Annotated in this window: 23 protein-coding genes; 18 read left to right on the top strand and 5 right to left on the bottom strand. The window is 58.4% G+C overall.

The window, feature by feature from the left end; genetic code table 11:
- Positions 1-200 precede the first annotated feature (200 nt).
- The 15 genes from BSL82_RS20300 (at position 201) to BSL82_RS03325 (ending at position 14638) form a co-directional block, all read left to right on the top strand.
- Positions 201-869, top strand: coding sequence for a hypothetical protein (locus tag BSL82_RS20300; RefSeq protein WP_158010651.1), 669 nt, complete (start codon positions 201-203; stop codon positions 867-869).
- Positions 850-2457: a terminase large subunit gene (locus tag BSL82_RS03390; protein ID WP_072596033.1), complete on the top strand. Its 1608-nt coding sequence runs from the start codon at positions 850-852 to the stop codon at positions 2455-2457. The genes BSL82_RS20300 and BSL82_RS03390 overlap by 20 nt, the downstream gene beginning before the upstream one ends.
- Before the next feature lie 3 nt (positions 2458-2460).
- On the top strand, positions 2461-4509 hold the full coding sequence (locus tag BSL82_RS03385; protein WP_072596032.1) for a portal protein: 2049 nt from the start codon (positions 2461-2463) through the stop codon (positions 4507-4509).
- A gap of 20 nt (positions 4510-4529) precedes the next feature.
- Positions 4530-4793 carry a DUF2829 domain-containing protein gene (locus BSL82_RS03380; RefSeq protein ID WP_072596031.1) on the top strand — a complete coding sequence of 88 codons (264 nt, stop codon included), beginning with the start codon at positions 4530-4532 and terminating at the stop codon, positions 4791-4793.
- On the top strand, positions 4793-5068 hold the full coding sequence (locus BSL82_RS03375; protein ID WP_072596030.1) for a hypothetical protein: 276 nt from the start codon (positions 4793-4795) through the stop codon (positions 5066-5068). Before BSL82_RS03380 ends, BSL82_RS03375 begins: the two co-directional genes overlap by 1 nt.
- A 27-nt stretch (positions 5069-5095) precedes the next feature.
- On the top strand, positions 5096-6151 hold the full coding sequence (locus BSL82_RS03370) for a hypothetical protein (protein ID WP_158010650.1): 1056 nt from the start codon (positions 5096-5098) through the stop codon (positions 6149-6151).
- A gap of 38 nt (positions 6152-6189) precedes the next feature.
- On the top strand, positions 6190-7116 hold the full coding sequence (locus BSL82_RS03365; RefSeq protein WP_072596028.1) for an SU10 major capsid protein: 927 nt from the start codon (positions 6190-6192) through the stop codon (positions 7114-7116).
- Between the two features lie 94 nt (positions 7117-7210).
- The gene (locus tag BSL82_RS03360) at positions 7211-7489 is read left to right on the top strand and encodes a hypothetical protein (RefSeq protein WP_158010649.1); all 279 of its coding nucleotides are present in this window, start codon (positions 7211-7213) and stop codon (positions 7487-7489) included.
- Positions 7490-7497: 8 nt separating this feature from the next.
- Complete coding sequence (locus tag BSL82_RS03355) at positions 7498-8109, top strand: phage adaptor protein (protein WP_072596026.1); 612 nt, start codon at positions 7498-7500, stop codon at positions 8107-8109.
- 99 nt (positions 8110-8208) lie between these two features.
- Positions 8209-9630 carry a tail fiber domain-containing protein gene (locus tag BSL82_RS03350; RefSeq protein ID WP_158010648.1) on the top strand — a complete coding sequence of 474 codons (1422 nt, stop codon included), beginning with the start codon at positions 8209-8211 and terminating at the stop codon, positions 9628-9630.
- Positions 9627-9833: a phage holin family protein gene (locus BSL82_RS21690; RefSeq protein WP_072596024.1), complete on the top strand. Its 207-nt coding sequence runs from the start codon at positions 9627-9629 to the stop codon at positions 9831-9833. Before BSL82_RS03350 ends, BSL82_RS21690 begins: the two co-directional genes overlap by 4 nt.
- A complete protein-coding gene (locus tag BSL82_RS03340) occupies positions 9830-10231 on the top strand; it encodes a hypothetical protein (protein WP_072596023.1) in 402 nt (133 codons plus the stop codon). Before BSL82_RS21690 ends, BSL82_RS03340 begins: the two co-directional genes overlap by 4 nt.
- Positions 10232-10723: 492 nt before the next feature.
- On the top strand, positions 10724-11788 hold the full coding sequence (locus BSL82_RS03335; RefSeq protein ID WP_072596022.1) for a tyrosine-type recombinase/integrase: 1065 nt from the start codon (positions 10724-10726) through the stop codon (positions 11786-11788).
- A gap of 154 nt (positions 11789-11942) precedes the next feature.
- A complete protein-coding gene (gene tig / locus BSL82_RS03330) occupies positions 11943-13532 on the top strand; it encodes a trigger factor (protein WP_072598578.1) in 1590 nt (529 codons plus the stop codon).
- Positions 13533-13699: 167 nt separating this feature from the next.
- The gene (locus tag BSL82_RS03325) at positions 13700-14638 is read left to right on the top strand and encodes a glycosyltransferase family 2 protein (RefSeq protein ID WP_158011029.1); all 939 of its coding nucleotides are present in this window, start codon (positions 13700-13702) and stop codon (positions 14636-14638) included.
- Here the strand turns inward: BSL82_RS03325 and BSL82_RS03320 are convergent.
- Complete coding sequence (locus tag BSL82_RS03320; RefSeq protein ID WP_072596021.1) at positions 14635-15924, bottom strand: hypothetical protein; 1290 nt, start codon at positions 15922-15924, stop codon at positions 14635-14637. The two genes, BSL82_RS03325 and BSL82_RS03320, sit on opposite strands and share 4 nt — an antisense overlap.
- A gap of 171 nt (positions 15925-16095) precedes the next feature.
- On the opposite strand from BSL82_RS03320, the gene clpP reads away from it, so the two are divergent.
- From clpP to BSL82_RS03305, 3 genes are all read left to right on the top strand, one after another.
- Complete coding sequence (gene clpP, locus BSL82_RS03315; protein WP_072596020.1) at positions 16096-16728, top strand: ATP-dependent Clp endopeptidase proteolytic subunit ClpP; 633 nt, start codon at positions 16096-16098, stop codon at positions 16726-16728.
- Between the two features lie 175 nt (positions 16729-16903).
- On the top strand, positions 16904-18163 hold the full coding sequence (gene clpX / locus BSL82_RS03310; RefSeq protein ID WP_072596019.1) for an ATP-dependent Clp protease ATP-binding subunit ClpX: 1260 nt from the start codon (positions 16904-16906) through the stop codon (positions 18161-18163).
- 136 nt (positions 18164-18299) lie between these two features.
- Positions 18300-19526: a polyhydroxyalkanoate depolymerase gene (locus BSL82_RS03305; RefSeq protein WP_072596018.1), complete on the top strand. Its 1227-nt coding sequence runs from the start codon at positions 18300-18302 to the stop codon at positions 19524-19526.
- A gap of 6 nt (positions 19527-19532) precedes the next feature.
- Here the strand turns inward: BSL82_RS03305 and BSL82_RS03300 are convergent, their stop codons facing one another.
- The 4 genes from BSL82_RS03300 to BSL82_RS03285 all read right to left on the bottom strand — a co-directional run bounded on the left by BSL82_RS03300 (position 19533) and on the right by BSL82_RS03285 (position 22157).
- Entirely contained in the window at positions 19533-20171 is a 639-nt protein-coding gene (locus tag BSL82_RS03300; RefSeq protein ID WP_072598576.1) for an ATP-binding cassette domain-containing protein, read from the bottom strand.
- Positions 20172-20178: 7 nt separating this feature from the next.
- On the bottom strand, positions 20179-20877 hold the full coding sequence (gene modB / locus BSL82_RS03295; protein ID WP_158011027.1) for a molybdate ABC transporter permease subunit: 699 nt from the start codon (positions 20875-20877) through the stop codon (positions 20179-20181).
- Positions 20878-20879: 2 nt separating this feature from the next.
- Entirely contained in the window at positions 20880-21596 is a 717-nt protein-coding gene (gene modA, locus BSL82_RS03290) for a molybdate ABC transporter substrate-binding protein (protein ID WP_072596016.1), read from the bottom strand.
- Between the two features lie 63 nt (positions 21597-21659).
- Positions 21660-22157, bottom strand: coding sequence for a flavin reductase family protein (locus BSL82_RS03285; RefSeq protein ID WP_083579014.1), 498 nt, complete (start codon positions 22155-22157; stop codon positions 21660-21662).
- Positions 22158-22249: the final 92 nt, after the last annotated feature.

The following is a 22249-nucleotide window of genomic DNA, read 5'->3' as shown; positions in this document are numbered from 1 at the left end:
CTCCTCCAAGGATTTTATGCTGAAAGCTACTGAAGCTGTCTCTCTGTTGCGGGACTGCGAAACCGTCTTGTTGTCTAAGCTCCTCTCAGATGACGAAAAGAAGCAGATAGTCACTGAACTGGGCGAACTGCTTAACCCAACATTCTCTGGGTGTCCCAACGTCATCACACCGATCAAAAACGCTATAAATAGGAGCCTTTATGGAGAATCCAGAAGCTCCCGTCGAATTGATAACACGGAAGCGCGGGAGACCGAAGGGATCGAAGAACAAGCCGAAGTGGTGGCCGAAGCCGGTCCCGAAGCCGAGGGGCAGGCCGAAGGGATCGACGACCAAGAGGAAGCCCGAACAACTAACGGACTTCATTCTACAGTCCCTCGACGAAGCAACAAAGCGGCCCCCAAGACAGCCAAAAGAACTAATCGAAAAACTTAGGAAGAAGCGCAGGTCACAGCGCAGGAACCACACGAAGAACATGACGCCTAAACAGCGTTCTCGTGCTGGCAAACTGTTGCATGAGAAGTCGATAGGAAAGACAGGCCGCAAGACCGGCGTTCCTTCTGGATGGAATTACAAAGAGTACGCTGTTGAGGTCGCTGAGGCCGAGAAACAAGCAAGGAAAATGTTTAATATCATGGCTGACGAAGGACTTGTCCCAGACGACCAGATGGCCCAAGCGGCCCTCCTGGAAGCCCTCACCATTATGAAGAACAAGGCGACCTCTACGGCCCACAAACTGTCCGCTAGTAGGCTCGTTCTTGATTATACCAGAGCCAAGCCCGCGTCCAAGAGTGACGTAACGATCCACAAGGCCGAATCGCTGCTTGAGGCTCTCGCCGCGCAGGAAGCCGATGGACCCGAAGACTCTTAAGGTACGAAAGCGGCTCCTGGAGGATTTCAACTACTACGCTCCTGTCGCCCTCCAAATCAGGACCAAAGAGAGCGAAATCCTCCCTCTCAAGCTGAATGAAGCACAGAAGCGACTACTGGAGGTTATCGATACTCAACTCCGCACAGACGGGAAGGTTCGTATCGTCATCCTGAAGGGCCGACAGATGGGCCTTTCGACGGCTGTTGGTGCCTGGATGTACTGGTGGGTCTCGCAGCGTAAGGCTCAAAAAGCCCTCGTTATGACCCACAAGGCAGACAGCACCGCAGCCTTGTTCGATATGACCAAGCGGTTCTACGACAACACTCCTGTAGAGCTTAAGCCTCAGACCAAATACTCATCCAAGCGAGAACTCAAGTTCGGCGTTCTGGACTCTGGGTACATGGTGGCGACTGCTGGTGGTGACTCGGTGGCTCGTGGTGAAACGATTAACGTTGCTCACCTGTCCGAGTTGGCCTTCTGGCCTAAGTCCAGCGCCAACGACATCCTGAGTGGACTTCTGGACGCCATCCCTAACTCTAGAGGCTCTGCGGTCTTCATCGAAAGCACCGCCAATGGTGTCTCAGGGCCTTTCTATGAGTTCTGGAAGGGCGCAGAGCAAGGAAAGAATGGCTACTATCCGCTGTTCCTCCCTTGGTTCATTGATCCAGGCTACAGGGAAAAAGTACCTACAGGCTTCCAACGCACCCCTGACGAAGAGGCATTGGTAGAACGCTTTGGTCTCGACGATGCCCAACTTCAGTTCCGACGCCGCAAGATCGCAGAGAAGGGTCTGGACCTCTGGAACCAGGAGTATCCTAACACCCCTGAGGACGCCTTTCTGACCTCTGGCCGTCCTGTGTTCAACTCCCATGTCCTCGCAAAGCGCCTCCCTGATGTCCCTGACATTGTGGATCGCATGGCCCTTGTGCAGACTGGAGGCCACTATTCGGACTTCCACTTTGAACCTGACCCTCGCGGCGAGCTTCTACTATACAAGCACATAGACCCAGGCGAGAAGTACTACATAGGCGCTGACGTTGCTGACGGTACACGAAGCCTGGGCATCAACAAGTCTGACTGGTCTGTCGCTCAGATATTGGACAGTAAGAAGAGACAGGTAGCTATCTGGAGGTCACAGGTTGACCCGGATTACTACAGTTATGTTCTCTACCATCTAGGTATGCTGTTCAACGAAGCGCGGCTTATCGTCGAAAGAAACAACCACGGTATCCTTCCCAACACCCGGTTAGGTAAGGATTTCAACTATCCGAACCTCCATACCGAAGTGGTCTATGACAAGATTTCAGACACAGAGACCGTCAAGCTAGGTTTCCAAACCAACGTCCAAACCAAGCCGCTCATTATCGACCAGTTGAGGGCGGAAGTCCGCGAAGGTGTCATTCAGTTAAACGACAAGACTACTATTGAAGAACTGATGACCTTTGTTGTTGACGATGCCGGAAAGATGACTGCCGAAGCAGGCTGCCATGATGACTGCGTAATGAGCTTGGCGCTGGCTAATCATATCCATGAGGGCGCTTTCGACCCTGTGGAATCCACTGACGAGTTTTATATTGAAGCACTGTAAAGAATGGCAAGAAAACAAAAGAAACTGACAGATGAAGAACTGCTTTCCATTCTTCGCAGCGCCGTGTCATCTGGAGAGAAGTACAATAACACCAAGCTCTCCAAAGAGCGAGAGCGGGTTCAAGACTACTATGAGGGCAAGAAGCCTCTCCCTGTCCACGGTGGTAACTCCAAGTATGTCTCAACGGATGTCTACGACAGCGTAGAGTCTGCCAAGGCTATCCTCGTTGAGACCTTCAGCAGCGGTAGGGACATTGTACAATTCAGTCCTACCGGCCCTGAAGACATTGAAGCAGCCAAGGTCTGCACGGACTACACCAAGTACGTCATCTTCAATCAGAACGATGCGGACCATGTGTTTGGCTCTGTGATCCATGACGGCCTCATCGCTCGCGCAGGTGTCGCACGTGTCTATTGGGACGAGTGCGTCGAAGAGATCGAAGAGGAGTTCGAAGGGTACGATGAGGACAAGTTCAATGTCCTCCTGAGTGACCCTGAGGTTGAGCTTCTCGAAGCCGAGATCGACGACAGCGGGGCCATCAGCGGTACGATTATCCGGAAGATGGACAATAGCCGCGTCAAGATCGAGCCGGTTCCTCCAGAGCAGTTCATCGTCAACCCGGCGATCAAGAGGTTCACTCGCACCACGGATTGCTCCTTTATCGAGGAGAAGACCCGCAGCGAGCTTCTGGCCGAGGGATATAAGTCCTCCCAGATTGACAAGATTGGTCCTGTAGAGGGTGAGCTTGGTCTGGATTCCGAGAAGCTGGCTCGTTACGATCCCGTAGGTGGCGATAACCTCTCTCTCCGAGACGAAAGCACACAGGCGTCCTCAGAGAAGTTCCTTGTCCGCGAAAGCTACACATGGCTGGACCTGGACGGCTCTGGACGCAATCGCTTCTGGAAGGTCATTTGGTCCGGTGGAGTGGTTCTGGACAAGGAGCAAGTGGATAGGCATCCGTTCCTTACCTACGCTCCCGTCCCGATTCCTCACAGGTTCCACGGCAACAACTACGCTGATCGAGTGGTCCCTACGCAGAACGCTAAGACCGTCCTGACGCGAGGGGTCCTTGACCATACCGTAGTGACGAACAATCCTCGCTATGGTGTCGTTAAGGGCGCACTGACCAACCCTCGTGAACTGATCGACAACCGCATAGGCGGCTTGGTCAACGTCACGCGGCCTGATGGTATCTTCCCGCTCCCTCAAGCCTCTCTAAACCCTTACGTCTTCCAGACGCTCCAGATGCTTGATGAGGACAAAGAGGACAGCACAGGCGTCTCCAGGCTCTCTCAGGGTCTCAACAAGGACGCGGTAAGCAATCAGAACTCCGATGCAATGGTTGAGCGGCTTATGTCGGCCTCCATGCAGCGCCAGAAGATCATGGCCCGGCAGTTCGCTAACCAGTTCCTCAAGCCTCTCTACCTCGAAGTCTACCAATTGGTTATCGAGAACGAGAAGAACGAGAGGGTCTTTGAGGTCGCTGGGGCCTATATCCCTGTCACGCCCTCCAAGTGGCGCAAGCGTATTGATGTCTCTGTAGACCTTCGCTTGGGCTATCGTGAGGACGAGAGGCAGGTTGAGGAGCTTCTGGCTTTCCACAACATGCTTACCAGCGATGAGGGTTCCTCGCGTCTCTACGATGAGGCCAAGAGGTTCAATCTCTTCAAGAAGGTTCTTGGCATCAAGGGTTATAAGAACCCCATTGAGTTCGTCAACGATCCTACGAAGATGAAGCCTCCAGAACCCGATCCTATGGCGATGGCAGAGCTTGAGAAGGTGAAGGCTGAAACCCAGTCTATTGCCGTCAATGCTCAGGTACAGCAGATGAAGGCCCAACTCGAAGGGCAGCTTGAGCAGACTAGGCTTGACATGGAGCAACGCTTCAAGACCATCGAGTTCATGCTTCAGACACGCGAAGCTGACCGCAAGGACGCTGAGACCCAGAACCGCATTGAGACGGCTATTGCCGAACTTGCGCTGGCTCAGGAAACAGCCGCTGACGAAGGTGCCGAGAAGAAGACTTCGGCTATCATCAGCCCGAACAGTTAAACACAACATTAAGGAAATATATGAACTTTGGAGATGCACTTGCCTATCTTAAAGACGGCAAGCGTGTAGCCCGTGTGGGATGGAACGGGAAGGGGATGTTCCTCTTCCTTGTCCCCGGTTCTACTTTTAAGGTCAACCGCGCCCCTCTCCTTGGGATTTACCCGGAGGGCACGGAGATTAACTACCACGCACATATCGACATGAAGACCGCTCAGGACACTGTTGTCCCTTGGTTGGCCTCCCAGACGGACGTTCTGGCGGAAGATTGGGAGCAGGTAGTTTAATGGACCTCTCCGAACAGGAGCAGGCGATTGTCGAAGGGGGTCTCCAGGCGGAGGCCCTCTTAGGCAACCCTACATTCGTATCAGTAATCCAAGGCATTGGCTTTCAGTGCTTTGAAGCATTCATGGCATCAAATCCCCACGACACACCGGGGAGAGAGAATGCCTACAATCTCTATCAGGGTCTCAAGGCTATCGAAGCTGAGTTGCGACATAGGATCAACCAAAAAGATCAGATTGCAGCACGGCTAGACGCTGAAGACGAAGACCTAGATTAAACACATAACAAGGTGACTATTACCACGATGACTACCCAAGACACGGGCGTCTTCAATGCAACCGGCTCATTTGATTCTTTGGATGACGGAGCCGAAGCCATACTCAAGCGTTGGGTGGACGCGGGATCGCTATCCACAGACGATGGAGGGGCAAAGAAGCCTCAGGTCGACGAGACTGACCTTGAGGACGACAATGAAACAGACGATGAAGAAGGCAATACCGACGAAGAGACTGATGGCTCCGACGACGCAGACCAGGACGAAGGCTCCGATGAAGGTGACGATAGCGACGAAGAGGAAGACGTACAGCCTACCAAGGCTGGCGACGATGCTCTCGTTGAGGTCACTATCGATGGGGAGACCCGTACTGTATCGGTCAAGGACCTTAAGCGTCTCTACGGACAGGAAGCCTCTCTAACTCGTAAGTCTCAAGAAGTCGCAGAGCATCGAAAGAAGGCAGAAGAAACAGGCGCTAAACATGCCGCTGCCCTCCAGTTGCTTGTGGAGAGAGCTAATAAGAAGTTCGAGCCATACGCCAATGTTGATTGGCTTGTAGCTCAACAGCAGCTTGATCCAGACGACTTCGCCAGTCTTAGGCAGCAAGCCAAAGAAGCCCATGACGAAATCCAGTACCTCAACACAGAGGTCGATAACTTCGTCAAGCAGAATGAGGCCAGACGCCGCGAGGACCTCCAGGCAGCAGCCAAGGAAGCGATTGCTGACATTACGAACCCTGAAAGCCCCAACCATATCAAGGATTGGTCTCAGGATATCTATAATGACATTCGCTCCTATGCCGTCAAAGAGGGCCTCCCAGAAACAGAGGTCAATCAGGTGGTCAACCCGACCGTCCTGAAGCTCCTCTACAAAGCCATGAGATACGACAAGGCAACCAAGGAAGTCGTGACTAAGAAGAAGGCACTAAGCCCGAAGAAGGTTATGAAGTCCGATAAGAAATCTGCCAACATCACCAACAAGAATGGTGAAGCGCAGGAGGTTGCCAAGAAGTTCAAATCCTCAGGCACTGTGGATGACGCTGTTGAACTCATGCTGGCTCGCTGGAAATCCCAAGCCGAAGACTGATAGCCCCATAACAACCAAAACCATAAGAAACAGATAATATGGCTACTTACACTACCTACGATACCGTTGGCATCAAAGAAGATGTCTCGGATGTCATCTCCAACCTTAGCCCGACGAAGACCCCGTTCCAGACCATGATTGGCTCTGAGACCACGAAGAACCGAACGTTCCAGTGGCTCGAAGATAGCCTCCGTGCTGTGCAGGTCAACGCTGCGGTCGAAGGTGCCGACGCTTCGGATGCAACCCTGACGCCCCCGACGCTCCGTGATAACACCACGCAGATTCTTGAGAAGACCATCAAGGTCTCCGCTACCGAAGATGCTGTGGACCAGTATGGCCGCGCCAAGGAAACTGCCTACCAGTTGATGAAGGCTGGCGAGGAAGTGAAGCGTGACCTTGAACACGCGTTCGTTGGTCTCGCCCAGGCGAAGGTGGTTGGTGACTCTTCGGGTCCGACGGCTCGTAAGACCGCTTCGGCCTCGCAGATGGTCACGACTGCCTCGAACCGCTGGTACATGGGTGCCGGTACGCCGCTTGGTGGTACCACGGGTACGGCTGCGGCCTTCTCCGAGACGGCGCTGCTTGGCATCGGTCAGGCTGTCTATGACGTTGGTGGCGAACCGTCGATCCTGATGATTAAGCCCGCTGACGCTCTGATCGTCGCTGGCTTCACGGGTGCCTCTGGCCGCTCGCGCAACTTCAACGACGGCACCAAGTCGCTGGTGAACGTGGTTGACCTCTATGTCTCGCCCTTCGGTGAGTACAAGGTGGTCCTCAACCGCTTCCAGAAGACGACTGACGCATGGCTCCTCGATCCTACGATGTGGAAAGCCGTGTGGCTGCGTAAGTGGACTCGTGAGCCGCTGGCTAAGACCGGCGACGCCACGAAGAACCAGCTTGTTGGCGAAGTTGGCCTGAAGCATAAGAACTATGCTGGCGACGGCCTTGTGGTGAACCTCACCTAACCAGTGGAGGCGGGGAGTTTACGAAAGTGGCTCCCCGTCACCCTACAGTTTACATTTGATGCAAGACATAAACTTAATTGACGTTGAGACCAAAGTGCGTCTCGATGATGACCGGGCCATCTTTAAGCGTAGCCAAGAGATCGACTCCGGCTTCCTCTCCAACTTGTCGGACATGAAGACGGAAAGCTCCTCTGAGTTCCATAGGACCGGGGATTTCCACAAGGTTGCATCCATCCCGACCGTTGTTGTCGAAAAGTGGTTCGCCCAGGGCTTCAACATCTACGACCCTAACGTGAAGCTCGAAGACATTATGAAGCGCATCCACAAAGAAGACATGGAGCATTTCATCGCCACCGGCAAGAGGCTCTTCTAGGAACATAAATGAACTACGGCGAATTAAAGTCTTACCTTCAGTCGCTCATAAACAGAACAGACATTACCGATACTCTCGCCGGTCAGTTCATCAAGCAATCTATCGACCGGCTTCAGCGCGTATCGCGTCCCCAGTTCATGGAGAGGACGCAGCAGTACACGGCTGACGGCACAAACACTTTGGTCCTCCCATCGGACTATGTGGAGCTTGCGAACCTCTACACAAGCCAAGGCGAGCTTGAGCAGATTGATATGCGAGAGTTCGTCAATACGACTGAATACGTTGGCACTCCTCGCTACTTTGTGAGGGTAGGGGCCAACATCAAGCTCAAGCCTACGCCCGAAGAAGGCACTGAGATCACCCTTCACTATTATGGGACCGAACCGGACCTATTGAACTCCACAGATGAGAATGGGTGGTCCGTCAGTGCTGTGGATGCGGTGGTCTATGGTGCCGCTGAGTTGGCCGGTGACTTCTACGAGGATGACCGGACACAGCGGTTTGCCCAGAAGTACGCAACGGCCCTCGCGGAACTCCAAGAGCAGATAATCAACGACTCCTTCTCAGGCCCCTTGAGTATCCGTCCAGCCTACAGTTTCCAAGACGATTGGGATTACTAATTAGTGTCTAACTCATTCTACCAGCTAATCGGATCGTCTGACGACTTCTTTGTGAACACCGCAGGCGACCTTGGCCTTGGTGGCTCTCCCGCTGCTCGCTTGCACGTACAGAAGCTAGAGCAAGCCGATGTTGCCATCAAGATCACCAACGAAACCACGGGCCACGATACGACCGATGGCCTTAACCTTGAGGTCCTCCAGAATGGCTCAGGCAGGCTATGGCAGCTTGAAGCCTCCAGCCTTATCTTCGGGACTGACGATACTGCCAGACTTACTATAGGTGCCTCTGGGACCGTCACGGTCGATACGGACCTGTCAGTTGCCGGGGACATCGATGCGACTGGCGATGCGGACATCACAGGCAACACAACGGTCGGAGGGACGCTAGATGTCACGGGTGATAGCACCCTGACCAACCTGTCACTCTCCGGCACGTTAGGCGTCACTGGCGCTACGACCCTGGGCACCGCAGAGATCACGACCGCTGACATTAATGGCGGTACGATTGACAATACCAACATAGGGGCCACTACACCCGGCACAGGGGCCTTCTCGACCCTTAGCGCCACGGGGCAGATCACTTCGACACTCTCGACAGGTACGGCACCTCTCGCTGTCTCCTCGACGACCAAGGTAACGAACCTCAACGCTGACCTCCTTGATGGTGCTGATTGGGCAAGCCCTCAGAACATCGGGACAACTACGCCCGGGTCTGGAGCCTTTACGACCCTTACCGCTACGGGAAACGTCACATTCGATACGTCCACTCTCGTTGTTGATGCGGCGAATGACAGGGTGGGTATAGGCATTGCGACACCCGCCACCCGTTTTGAAGTTAAAGCTGCCGGTGCAGATACATGGGCGCAGAAGTGGCTTAACTCCTCTGGCGTTCAGATTGGCGGTCTATACCAGACAACCGCAGGGAACGGCCTGTTCGATATGCTATCGAGCGGCGTGACTACGGTTCGGCTGAACAGCGAGTCGGGGGTCTCCACGACCTTAGATGTCCAGTGTGATGGCTCCATTCTCGCGGGGGTCACCTCCAGTCTGTCCGGAACCAGACACAACTTCGCCAATGCCTCCGACCGGCAGCTTGTCGTTCGGTGCACAGGGACGACAGCAGGTAAGTTCTGGATATTCGGCCACTCGACGGACGCATCGTTCACTATTGCCAACCAAGGTGGCGCAGGTGTCACGCTTGCTGATGGTGCAACTTCATGGGCGAGTGCTTCCGATGAACGCCTGAAGAAGAACATCGCCTCCATCACGGGGGCGGTTGCTAAGGTCGCTGCCCTTCGCGCCGTGACCTTCCACTGGAACGCACAAGCTGACGCAGAGCCTAAGACTCCGGGGGTCATTGCTCAAGATGTCCTTGCTGTTCTGCCTGAGGCTGTCGTCCAGCAAGTCACCGACGATTTCCCCGAGGGCCTATTGAGTGTGAAGTATTCCGAACTGGTTCCTCTCCTTGTGGCTGCCGTTCAGGAACTCTCCGCCCGAGTGGAGGCTCTTGAGACACCATGACCTCACTAACGAATCACCAGAGTACCGGGGAGTATCTAATGGACGCAACCAAGGCCGCTCCCCCGGTCGCCGTAAGCACAGCAGCCCTCGCAGGGATGTCCCTTCAGGACTGGGTTCTCGTAGCCACTCTTGTCTACACGGTCATCCAGACGGCTCTCGCTCTCTATAGAGCGTACCGCAACCATAAGGACGGCAAGCTATGATCTTCGAGATCATAAAGACGATACTGGGCATAGGCGGAGCAGCCCTCCAGAATATACAGGCCCGCCAAGCTGCCAAGGCTGAAGCTGAAGCCCGTATCATTGTTGCCAGAGCAGAAGCCGAGGTAAAGCGCCTTGAGAAAGCTCAGGACGCAGAGATAGCCTGGGACAGCGAAGCGGTCTCCCAGATGAGAGGCTCATGGAAAGATGAGTGGTGGACGTTCCTTGCGTCCCTTCCGTTGATCCTTGCCTTCCTAGGGGATAGCTCACGACAGCGAGTGACCGAAGGGTTCGCAGCCATCTCGCACATGCCTGATTGGTACATTGCAATCGTGGGCGCGAGTGTTGCTGCGAGCTTCGGTATCCGTGCGCTCGTCAGTCGTTTCGGCATAAGAAAATAATTACATCCGCATAGGCTTTACATATTGACACTGATCCCACTTTGCTACTATGCAGGGATCAGTGTTTTTCGTAATGGCAGTGAGGGATCAATGCTCGACCAAGAGGTACCTATAATATGGAAGATAGTCGATCGTCGGTGGTTAAACGACTGGATAAGACGGTGAGCTATCTCTTGGACTTGGATCGGTCGCTCTCAGTAACCGATGTGAAGGTACTTCTCCTCGTGATGAGAAATACTTTACAAGATGGGAGAGTATCGGAAGGTATAGACTCTTTCGGCCCCTCCGATGTTGCAAAGGAAGCATCAATACCCATGCCTACTGCAAGTCGTATTCTGCTCGACATGAGCGAGAAGAACCGACACGGCAAGCCTGGGAGGGGTTGGCTGCTACGCAACGCGAGTGACACGTCCTTATCGCGGACCAAATACACCCTTAGCCCATCCGGCAAGAAGATTCTATCTGATCTTGTAGCAATCTGGAGTTAGCCCAATGCCTATCTACCCTGACAAAAAGAACGGTAAGCTGACCGGGCGCTGGAGGGTAGAGACGCAGAAGGGCACATTCAGGCTGCGGGGACGCTTTGATACCTACGAGGAAGCACAGGCCGCTGAGGTGGACTACCAGCGGCGATTGGACACTGGAGAGGCACAGGAGGCCAAGAGGCGCTCTGAGGTCCCTGAGACGCTCCTGGAGGGCTTGAAGAAGGCCCCTGCCATCTGGAGGGGCAAGAGGAGTGCCCATACGTCCATGAGCAGACTTACGATTGCTGCGGACATCCTAGGCCACTCTAAGAAGATCGATGATATCACCACTACAGACATCGATAGCCTTGTCGATAGGCTATACGAACGTAAAGTCTCTGAAGCTACAATCAATCGCTATCTGTCAACTGTCCACACATTCATGAAGTGGGCCAAGGACAGAGGGGCGCGGACCAAGGACCTCCCTAAGTTCCCTTGGAAGGACGAGGACGAGGGGCGTATCCGGTGGATCACTCCTGCCGAAGAGATGGCCTTGAAAGATAATCTCCCTGAGAACGTCTGGATGACCGTCAAGGCAGACATTAAGACCGGAATGAGGCGGAGCGAGATACTGACGCTTGAGCGTGAGCAGCTTCAGGATCGTTGGGTCCACTTATGGAAGACCAAGAGCGGGTCCCCCCGGTCCATCCCGGTAGATGAAGAGACCTTCGAGAACCTCAGTCAGATTGTGATCGACCGAACGATCCCTAACGTCCATCAGCTTCGGTATGCCTGGGAGCAAGCGAGAGAGGCAATGGGCCTCAAGAGTGACCCTTGGTTCGTCTTCCATGCCTGTAGGCACACATGCTGCACTCGGCTTGTGATGGCGAATGTCAACCTGAGGGTCATCCAACGTTTCATGGGCCACAAGCGTATCGAGACGACGCTCAGGTATGCTCACGTCAACGATGGGATGCTGGTGGACGCGTTGGCTACCCTCAATTCTCACTTTACCAGTGTAAAAGTGACAGAGGTTGACACGTCCCCCACCGCGCTTATAGCAGCCTCTCCCATCGTGGGAGCCTTGGGATGAGTGGCGTAAAACTGAGAGAATCTTGTGATTTCATGGATTTAGGTTCCAGTATCGCAAGATGTGGGGGTTCGAGTCCCTTCGCCCGCACCAGACCGCTGCGAATGCGGACGGGCGCGCCCCAAAGGATTACGATTTCAGGAAGGTTGCCTTGAGCATGCAGACTGCCGAGACGCTGAACGAGGGTTTGAAGCGCGCCTACAAGCTGGTGATTCCGGCGAAGGACATCGCGCAGCGCGTTGATATCCAGCTGGCCGCCGTGGCCCCGCAGGTGCGTATGCCGGGCTTCCGCCCCGGCAAGGTGCCGGCCAATCTCGTCCGCAAGATGCACGGCCCGGCGCTGGAGCAGGAAGCCTTGCAGACGGCGGTTCAGGACAGCGTTCAGAAGCTGCTTGCCGACAACAAGCTGCGCCCCGCGATGCAGCCTTCGGTCGATCTGGCGGAGGGCTATGAAGCCGGCAAGGACGCCGAGGTGACGGTGGAGCTGGAAGTGCTTCCCGAGATCCCGACGCCGCAGATCGAAGGCTTGAAGCTTGAGCGGCTGATGGTCGAGGCGACCGGCGAGGAAATCGAGGCGGCTCTGGAGCGCATCGTCTCCCAGCAGAAGAGCTTCGAGGAAGCGCCGAAGACCCATAAGGCCGCCTTCGGCGATCTGGTGGTGATGGATTTCGTCGGCAAGGTCGACGGGGAGCCGTTTGAAGGCGGCACCGGTGAAGGCATGTCGGTCGAGATCGGCTCCGGACGGCTGATTCCGGGCTTTGAGGACCAGCTTGCCGGCGTGAAGGCGGGGGACGAGAAGACGCTGAACGTCACCTTCCCCGAGGATTACAATGTCGATTATCTGAAGGGCAAGGCCGCGACCTTCGATGTGAAGGTCACCGAGGTGAAGTCGCCCAAGGAGGCCAAGGCCGATGACGACTTCGCCAAGTCGCTGGGCCTTGAGGGCGTGGACCAGCTTCGCGAGCTGTTGAAGGGCCAGGTCGAGCAGGAACTGAACGGGCTGACGCGCACGCATATGAAGCGCAAGCTGCTCGACCAGCTTGCCGCCACCCATGATTTCGATGTGCCGCCGTCTATGGTGGAGGCGGAGTTCTCGCAGATCTGGCAGCAGCTTCTCCATGAGGCGAGCCATGAAGACGATGTCGAGGCCGCCAAGGCCGAGTTGGAGGCGGAGCGCGAGGACTATCGCGCCATCGCCGTGCGCCGCGTGCGTCTGGGGCTTTTGCTGTCGGAGATCGGCCAGGCCAACGACGTGCAGATCAGCCAGCAGGAGATGAGCCGGCTGATCGCGCAGGCCGCGCAGCAGTATCGCCCGGAGGACCAGAAAAGGTTCTTCGAATATGTCCAGCAGAACGCGATGGCACAGGCGCAGATCCGCGCGCCTCTGTATGAGGAGAAGGTCGTCGATTTCCTGCTGGAAAAGGCGGAAATCACCGACCGGAGCGTGACCCGCGCCGAGCTGGAAGCAGCGATCGAGGAAGAAGAAGGCCATGTGCATGGCCCCGGCTGCGGTCATGACCACGACCATGATCATGCGAAGCCGGCGAAGAAGCCTGCCGCAAAGGCCAAGGCGAAGAAGGACGACGAGGCCGAACCGGCGGAAGCCGCAGCCAAGGCGAAACCCGCCGCGAAGAAGCCGGCAGCGAAGAAGCCGGCAGCGAAGAAGGCGGAAGGCAGCGACGCTGCCGCAAAGCCTGCGGCAAAGAAGCCCGCGGCGAAGAAAAAGGCCGAAAAGCCGGAAGGCTGACATTCGGCACGGAATGAGCAGAGGCCCGGCGTGTGAAAATGCGTCCGGGCCTTTGTCTTGTCACCGGGCTTGCCATGCAGCAGATTGCGCGGTGACAGGACGGGGAGCGCGGCGTGGACGCCGGTATGAATGAAATCATGTCAGAAGAAGTGGTCGCGGCCGTCATGATGGACCGGCCTCGCGTCGCCGTGATCCTGCCCTGCTATAATGAGGAAGCGGCGATCGCGCAGACGATCCGCAGCTTCAGGGAAGCCCTGCCGCACGCCGACATCTATGTGTACGACAATAATTCCGGTGACCGGACGCGCGAAATCGCCGAGGCGGCTGGGGCGGTCGTCCGCACGGAACGTATGCAGGGCAAGGGCTATGTCGTCCGCCGCATGTTCGCCGATGTAGACGCTGACGTCTATGTCATGGCTGATGGCGATGCGACCTATGACGCTTCCGCCGCGCCGCTGATGGTGCGCCGCTTGCTGGAAGACCAGCTCGACATGGTGGTGGGCGCACGCGCGTCCGAGATCGATGCGGCCTATCGCCGGGGCCATCGCCTTGGAAACGTCATGCTCACGGGTATCCTCGCCCGCATGTTCGGCCGCAGTTTCAGCGATATTCTATCTGGTTATCGGGTCTTCTCGCGTCGTTTCGTCAAGAGCTTCCCCGTGCTGAGCGAAGGCTTCGAGATCGAGACGGAAATCAGCGTCCACGCGCTTGAACTGAAGATGCCGGTCGCCGAGTTGCGCACGGCCTATGGCGCGCGGCCGGAAGGATCGGCGTCCAAGCTCAGCACCTATCGCGATGGCTGGCGGATATTGAAGACGATGATCAACCTCTACCGCATCGAGCGGCCGATCGCCTTCTTCGGAGCGATCGGGGGCATGCTGGCGCTGATCGCGGTGGTCCTGTCGGTCCCGCTGTTCATCACCTTCTTCGAGACAGGCCTCGTGCCCCGCGTCCCGACCGCGATCCTCTGCACGGGCCTGGTGCTGATCGCGGTCCTCAACGGATTCAGCGGTCTGATCCTCGATACGGTCACAAGGGGCCGCCGCGAGATGAAGCGGCTCGCCTATCTGGCCCATGCAGCACCACGATCGGCGTCGGCGCTTTAGGCGGCCAAGGCGGTTCTTGGCCTTGTAGCAGCCAGACGAGCGACGAAATCCGCCGCCAGAAACAGCAGGAGCGCGAACACCAGATAGCGGTATCTGAGGACCGGCTGGGCCAGCATATAGGGCAGGGCCGGTATCAGCGCCCCGAATGCGACGTAGATGAAGCCGCGCCGCCTTTGCCACAGGGCCATGGCCAGTCCGGCGAGGCCCAGCGCCGAAATCAGCCAGTGGCTGAGCGCCTTGACCCATGTGCTCCTGCTCCGGTCGCTATAGATGTGCCACAGCCATTCCGGCGGGAAATAATATTGGCGAAGATAGCCGAGCGCGATCCCGAGGCTCTGCGTCGGATGGGCGCTGATCCAGGCCTGCGCCCGGCCTGCCAGTTCCCGGTTATAGGCGAGTTCGCCCATCTGCTTCATCCGGGCATAGGCGGTATCGCTCATCAGCGGGTCCACACTGTCCATCCGGTCGACGAACGCCTGCCGCTGGTCCTTCCCCGACATGCCGTCATGGAAGCCGGTGGCGAGAACAAGCCCGAAATTGCTGCGAAGCCATAGCCGCTCGCCCATGGTTTCGCCGTTCCGCAGCATCCAGGGAGTGAGGACCAGCGCGGTCAGGACGAGGGACAGCGCGCCCGTGCCGACGGCCGCCCGAAGCCCCGAACGCCGCCATGCGAGCAGGCCCAGCATCGCGAAACTTGCAACCCCCACAGCCTGATTCACGACAAAGCTGATGACGCACAGCAGGGAAATGCCGGCGTACTGCGCCTTGGTCGGCCGCGTCTCTCCCGCATCAAGCCTGACCGCCAGCAGCATCATCCAGGCCATCAGAAAAACGGCAAGCGCGCCTTCCCAGGTTCGGAAGGCTACGGCCTCCAGCGAGAGATTGACGGGCAACAGGCAGGCAAGGGCCAGTGCGGCCAGACAGGCCCACAAGGGCGTGCCGAGCGTGCGAAAGATTTTGTAGACCAGAAGGAAGGAGCCGAATGTAAAGCACAGAGAAACAAGGGTGAGGACAAACTCGGCCGCTGGCGTTCCAATACCCAGAACCCGATAGACCGCGCCCGCCAACATCGGGCTGAGCGGCATTGCATGAGCCGTAGGCCCCTGGCCCGGCCTGAAGGCGTCGCCAAGCACACCGTCGATCGCGAACCGACCCGAGATATTGTACATCTCGCTGATCACGGGCGCGAGATGTCCTCCGGCCATAACCCAGGCGATCCGCAACGCGACACCGGCGGCCACAAGCAGCGAGATGACGAGAATTTCACGCCTTGCAAACCAGGACATTGGCCGACTCCGACGCCACCGGCCCGGCTAGTTATGCCATGAGAATCGGAACTGGAAAGGCCGTTCATTGCCGCAGCTAAGCCCCACGCTTGCCAAACTCTGGGGGCGGGCTATTGAAACCATAGCCGTTTCGCCCGATTTAGAGGGGCGTCCTATGGAGAGCTTTATCCGATGATCGACCTGCCTCACTCCGCGCTCGTTCCCGTGGTTATCGAACAATCGAGCCGCGGAGAGCGCTCGTTCGACATCTTCTCGCGCCTGCTGCGCGAGCGGATCGTGTTCGTCACCGGTCAGGTCGAAGATCACATGGCCTCGCTGATCGTGGCCCAGCTGCTGTTCCTCGAATCGGAAAATCCGAAGAAGGACATCTACATGTACATCAACTCGCCGGGCGGCGTGGTGACGGCCGGAATGGCAATTCACGACACCATGCAGTATATCCGCCCGCGCGTCGGCACGGTGTGCGTGGGCCAGGCTGCGTCGATGGGTTCCTTCCTTCTTGCAAGCGGGGAGCCGGGCATGCGCGTGGCGATGGCGAACGCGCGGATCATGGTGCACCAGCCCTCGGGCGGCGCGCAGGGCATGGCGGCCGACATCGAGATTCAGGCCAAGGAAATCCTGCGTATCCGGCACCGGATGAACGAGCTTTATTCGAAATACACCGGTCGGCCGCTTGAAGAGATCGAAAAGGCGATGGACCGCGACAAATTCTATTCGGCGGACGAAGCGCAGGCGTTCGGCCTCGTCGACGAAGTGTTTGAAAAGCGTCCGGCGCCCGCCGAGGGAGAGGCGCAGGCCGCCTGATTTTGTCGCGGCCGTTAAGGTGCTATTTTGAATATGTTCGCTAATGTCGGAAACTCGATGGAGGTATACCTATCCATTTTTCGCCCAAAGGCGGATTGCGGCCTTGGATGCTGCCGGTCTAGGATAGGGCTGGTGGTCGCGCGTGCCGGTAGGTCCGGCCGAAAGGAATTGTAATATGACGAAGCTGAGCGGCGGGGATTCGAAAAACACCCTCTACTGCTCCTTCTGCGGCAAGAGTCAGCACGAGGTCCGGAAGCTCATCGCCGGACCGACGGTGTTCATCTGCGACGAGTGTGTGGAGCTGTGCAACGATATCATCCGCGAGGAGACCAAGACCTCGCTGGTGAAGACGCGCGACGGTGTGCCCACCCCGCATGAGATATGCAAGGTGCTGGACGATTATGTGATCGGACAGAACTATGCCAAGCGCGTGCTGTCGGTGGCGGTCCACAATCACTACAAGCGGCTCAACCACGGCGCCAAGGGCGCGGAGGTGGAGCTGGCGAAATCGAACATCCTGCTCGTCGGCCCGACGGGCTGCGGCAAGACGCTGCTTGCGCAGACGCTCGCCCGCATCCTCGATGTGCCCTTCACCATGGCCGACGCGACGACGCTGACCGAGGCGGGCTATGTCGGCGAGGATGTCGAGAACATCATCCTGAAGCTGCTCCAGGCGTCGGACTATAACGTCGAGCGGGCGCAGCGCGGCATCGTCTATATCGACGAGATCGACAAGATCAGCCGCAAGGCGGACAATCCCTCCATCACCCGCGACGTCTCGGGCGAGGGCGTGCAGCAGGCGCTGCTCAAGATCATGGAGGGCACCACCGCCTCCGTGCCGCCGCAGGGCGGGCGCAAGCATCCCCAGCAGGAGTTCCTGCAGGTCGACACCACCAACATCCTGTTCATCTGCGGCGGCGCGTTCGCCGGGCTGGACAAGATCATCGGCGACCGGCTGCAGGGCAAGTCGATCGGATTCGGCGCGCATGTCGCCGCTCCCGACGAGCGCCGCACGGGTGAGGTGCTGAGGAAGTGCGAGCCTGAGGATCTGCTCAAGTTCGGCCTCATTCCGGAGTTCATCGGCCGTCTGCCGGTAATCGCGACCCTGGAAGACCTTGACGAGCCGGCGCTCATCAAGATCCTCACGGAGCCGAAGAACGCGCTGATCAAGCAGTATCAGAAGCTGTTTGACATGGAGGGCGTGAAGCTGAGCTTTGCCCAGGATGCGCTTTCGGCGATCGCGCGGCGCGCGATCGAGCGCAAGACGGGCGCGCGCGGGCTTCGTTCCATACTGGAAGGCATATTGCTGGACACCATGTTCGACCTGCCGTCGTTCGACGGCGTCGATGAAGTGATGATCGACAAGGATGTGGTCGAAGGGCGCAAGGAGCCTGTCCGCGTCTTTGCAAAGAAGGAGAAGGAAGGCGCGGCCTGAGCAATCAGCGGCGTGTGTTGCATCAATCCGGCGTTAAGGCCGGGTATCGGCGGTTGCTGGGCCGCCGGACCTGGATGGACCGGAAGCTGTGGCGGGGATGCGGTACGGGGCATGGTTGCTCGGGGACTGACGACTGATGTTGTACAATGCATATGAGTTGCAGCGCCTGTGGTTCGCAGGTGCAAGCGCATGGGCCGATGCTTCGGCCGAATGGCTGAATAATCCCAGCAATCCGCTGTCGTACAGCGCCATGGGTCCATTGGTGGCGTCTGCGCTGGATGTGTTCGCACATGCGTCCGCGCCCAGAGGCAAGCCCGCTTTCGGTTTCACCAGCGTGATGGTCGACGGCGAGGTCTGTCCCGTCGAGGAGGAAGTGATCCTCCGCAAGCCCTTCGGCCAGTTGAAGCACTTCCGCCGTGTCGGCGCTCCGGGCGGCGCACCGAAAGTGCTGATCGTGGCCCCGATGTCGGGCCATTTCGCCACGCTGCTGCGGGGCACGGTCGAGCGGATGCTGCCGGGCCACGACGTCTACATCACCGACTGGCGTGACGCCAAGCTGGTGCCGGTGGAAGAGGGCCATTTCGACCTCGACGACTATATCGATTATCTGATCGAATTTCTGGACGTGATCGGCCCTGGCGCGCACATGCTTGCGGTGTGCCAGCCATCGGTGCCGGCGCTTGCGGCCGTTGCGCTGATGTCGGCCGAAAAACATCCGATGCTGCCTGCCTCGCTCACCATGATGGGCGGCCCGGTCGATACGCGCGAAGCGCCGACGGTGGTCAATGAGCTGGCGACCACCCGGCCTCATGCCTGGTTCGAGCAGAATGTGATCGCCACCGTGCCCTATCTCTATCCGGGATCGCGGCGGAAGGTTTATCCCGGCTTTCTCCAGCTTGCGGGGTTCATGACGATGAACCTTGGCAGCCATCTCGAGAGCCACTGGTCGATGTTCAGACACCTTGTCGAGGGCGATGGCGAAAGCGCCGACGCAACGAAGGCGTTTTACGAGGAATATCGCTCCGTGTGCGATATGACGGCGGAGTTCTATCTCCAGACGATCGACACGGTTTTCCAGCGGCACCTGTTGCCGAAGGGCGAGATGCGGCACCGCGGCCGCCATGTCGATCTCGCAGCGATAACCGATGTCGCCCTGCTTGCCGTGGAGGGTGAGCGGGATGATATTTCGGGTCTTGGCCAGACCAAGGCGGCGCTCAAGCACACGGTCAACCTGCCGGAGAGCAATAAGAAATATCTGATGGCTCGCCGCGTGGGCCATTACGGCATTTTCAACGGCCGGCGCTGGCGCGAGGAGATTGCGCCCGTGGTGGAAAAGTTCATCAAGACCCACCATCGGGGCTGAAGCCGGTCAGATTCTGCGGGGTTCCTCGATCTCGATCCGGGTCGTGGCGAGCTGGTCGACTTCCCGTTCGTCATGGGTGACATAAAGAATCGGCAGGCGCAGATCGTCGCGGACGCCGCGGATCACTTCCATGATCTCGCGGCGGCGGGGGGCGTCAAGCGACGACAGCGGCTCGTCCATCAACAGAAAGCGCGGACCCGCCAGCAGCGCCCGCCCAATTGCGACCCGTTGCGCTTCACCGCCTGACAATGTCGCGGGCCAGCGGTCGAGCAGATGCGCGATTCCAAGGAAATCCAGTACCTGATCGAGGCCGAACCTGCGTTCGGGTGACGGGGTGAGCGCTTCTCCATAGGTGAGATTGGCCCGCACCCTCAGATGCGGGAACAGCCTGCCATCCTGAAAGATATAGCCGCAGCGGCGCGTCTCGGGGGCAAGGTTGACCGCGCCCGCGCTGTCGAACAGCATCTGCCCGCCCACCGAAATCCGGCCCTCGTCGGGACGAAGCAGGCCGGCGACCATGTTGAGCAGGCTTGACTTGCCCGAGCCGGATGGGCCGATCAACGCGGTGAGACCGGGCCCCGCGGCGATGTCGAACGCCAGCGAGACATTGCCCAGCCGCCGCTTTACCGCAATGTCGAACGCCAGATCGGCTTCAGAGGACATGAGAGCGTCCACCCGTCATGCGCCGGGCCAACCATTCCGACACGATCAGAGCCCCGATGGAAAGCAGCACCGACAGAACCGCAAGCCGCACCACGCTCGCCTCTGCCCCAGGCACCTGAAGCGCGGAGTAGACCGCCACCGAAAGCGTCCGGGTTTCGCCGGGGATGTTCGAGACAAAGGTGATGGTCGCGCCAAATTCGCCGACGGACTTGGCGAACCCCAGCACCGCTCCCGCGATCACGCCGGGAAAGCTGAGCGGAAGGGTGATGGTTGCAAAGGTCCTGAGCGGCGACGCCCCCAGCGTGCGGGCAGCGCCTTCCAGCCGTCCATCCACCGCCTCGATCGACAGGCGGATCGCCCGGACGACGAGGGGAAGGGCCATGATGCCCGCCGCGATCGCGGCTCCGGTCCAGCGGAACATGACCGTGAGGCCGAACCAGCTGTCGAGCCAGGCACCGACAGGACCGTTGCGCCCGAACAGCAGCAGCAGCAGATATCCGGTGACGACTGGAGGGATGACCAGCGGCAGGTGAACCAGCGCATCCAGCAGCATGCGCCCCGGAAAGCGCTTGCGCGCCAGGACATAGGCGAGCGCAAAGGCGATCGGCAGTATTGCGGCGGTGGCGGCCAGCGACACCTTCAGGCTGAGGCGCAGCGTCTCGATTTCTTCAGGAGTCAGAGGCCAGATGGTCACTTCGCGCCGAATCCATATCGCGCGAAAACGGCCTTGCCCTGAGGCGACAGAAGAAAGGCCCTGAATCGTTCCGCGTCCGGGTGGCTGACGGTGCGGAGGATCGCGAGCGGATAGCTGATCCTGGAATGGTTTGCGGCGGGGAACATGCCCGCCACCGCGACGCCCTTCGTCGCCCGCGCATCGGTTGCGTAGACGATGCCGGCCCGAGCCTCCGCCCGTTGCACCAGGGCAAGCGCCGCGCGCACATTTTCGGCGCGTACGACCTTGGGTGCGACCTGCGGCCAGACGCCGAGGCTGGAAAGCGCCTGCCTGCCATATCTGCCGGCGGGCACGGCGTCGGGATCGGCCATTGCAAGCCTTCCCGCGCCAAGGCGGCGCGCCAGTGGAAAGCCGCGACGGATGGCGATGTCGAGCGGCGCGCCCGCAGGGACGATCAGGACCAGCCGGTTGGAGAGAAAGGATGCGCGCGTGCCCCGGCGGATCAGGCCCTTGCGCGCGAGTTCGTCCATCCAGGCCTCGTCGGCGGAAATGAACATGTCCGCTGGCGCGCCCGCTTCGATCTGCCGCGCCAGCGCCGATGATCCGGCGAAGGAAAGGACGGGACGTTCATGGCCCTTTGCAGCCCACGCATCGGCGGCGGCGTTCAGGCTCTCCTGCAGGCTGGCGGCCGCCAGCACAAGCGGCCCCGCCGCCAAAGCCGGAAGCGGTAGCATCAGGAGCAGGAAAGCTGCGAGCGCCCGGGTGTGAAGGGTCAGGCGAATGCGCCGTTCACCCTATCAGGCGGGCAGGGTGGTGGTGTAGCGGCCGTCGATATAGACGAGCGGGTCCACCTCGCCATGCTGGAAGATCTGGAGCACCTTGCCGATGAAGATGCCGTGGGTGCCATAGGACACGGACACTTCATTCTTGCAGACGATGCTGGCTTGAGAATTGGCCAGCACCGGGACGCCGTCGACGCCCTCCAGCCATTCGCCAAGCGCGAACCGTTCCTCGCCTTTCAGCTTGCCGCCACAGGCGCGGGATATCTCCTCCTGCTGCCGCGAAAGGACGTTGATGCAGAAATTGGCCCCGGCAGACAGCGGCGCATGCAGCGAAGCTGACCGGTTGACCGAAACGATCATCGACGGCGGGTCCATGGAAAGCGCGTCGGCGGCGGTCGCAGCCATGGCATAGCGCACGCCTTCGTGCATACAGGTAATGACATTCACCGATTTCGCCATGCGGCGGAGCGCCAGCTTTGCCTGCTCCGCCAAGTCCACAGTCGGCGGAGTCATGGAGGAACCCAAGGCAGCATTATTCATGGCAAATGTCCTGTTCGATGGCTGTCAGACCGTTCGGTGCCGTTGTTACAGGTCCGCAGGAACGT

It is taken from the genome of Tardibacter chloracetimidivorans (assembly GCF_001890385.1).
GTDB lineage: Bacteria > Pseudomonadota > Alphaproteobacteria > Sphingomonadales > Sphingomonadaceae > Tardibacter > Tardibacter chloracetimidivorans.
The sequence above is the reverse complement of the archived record's forward strand: the minus strand, read 5'-3'. Positions and strand labels throughout refer to the sequence as shown.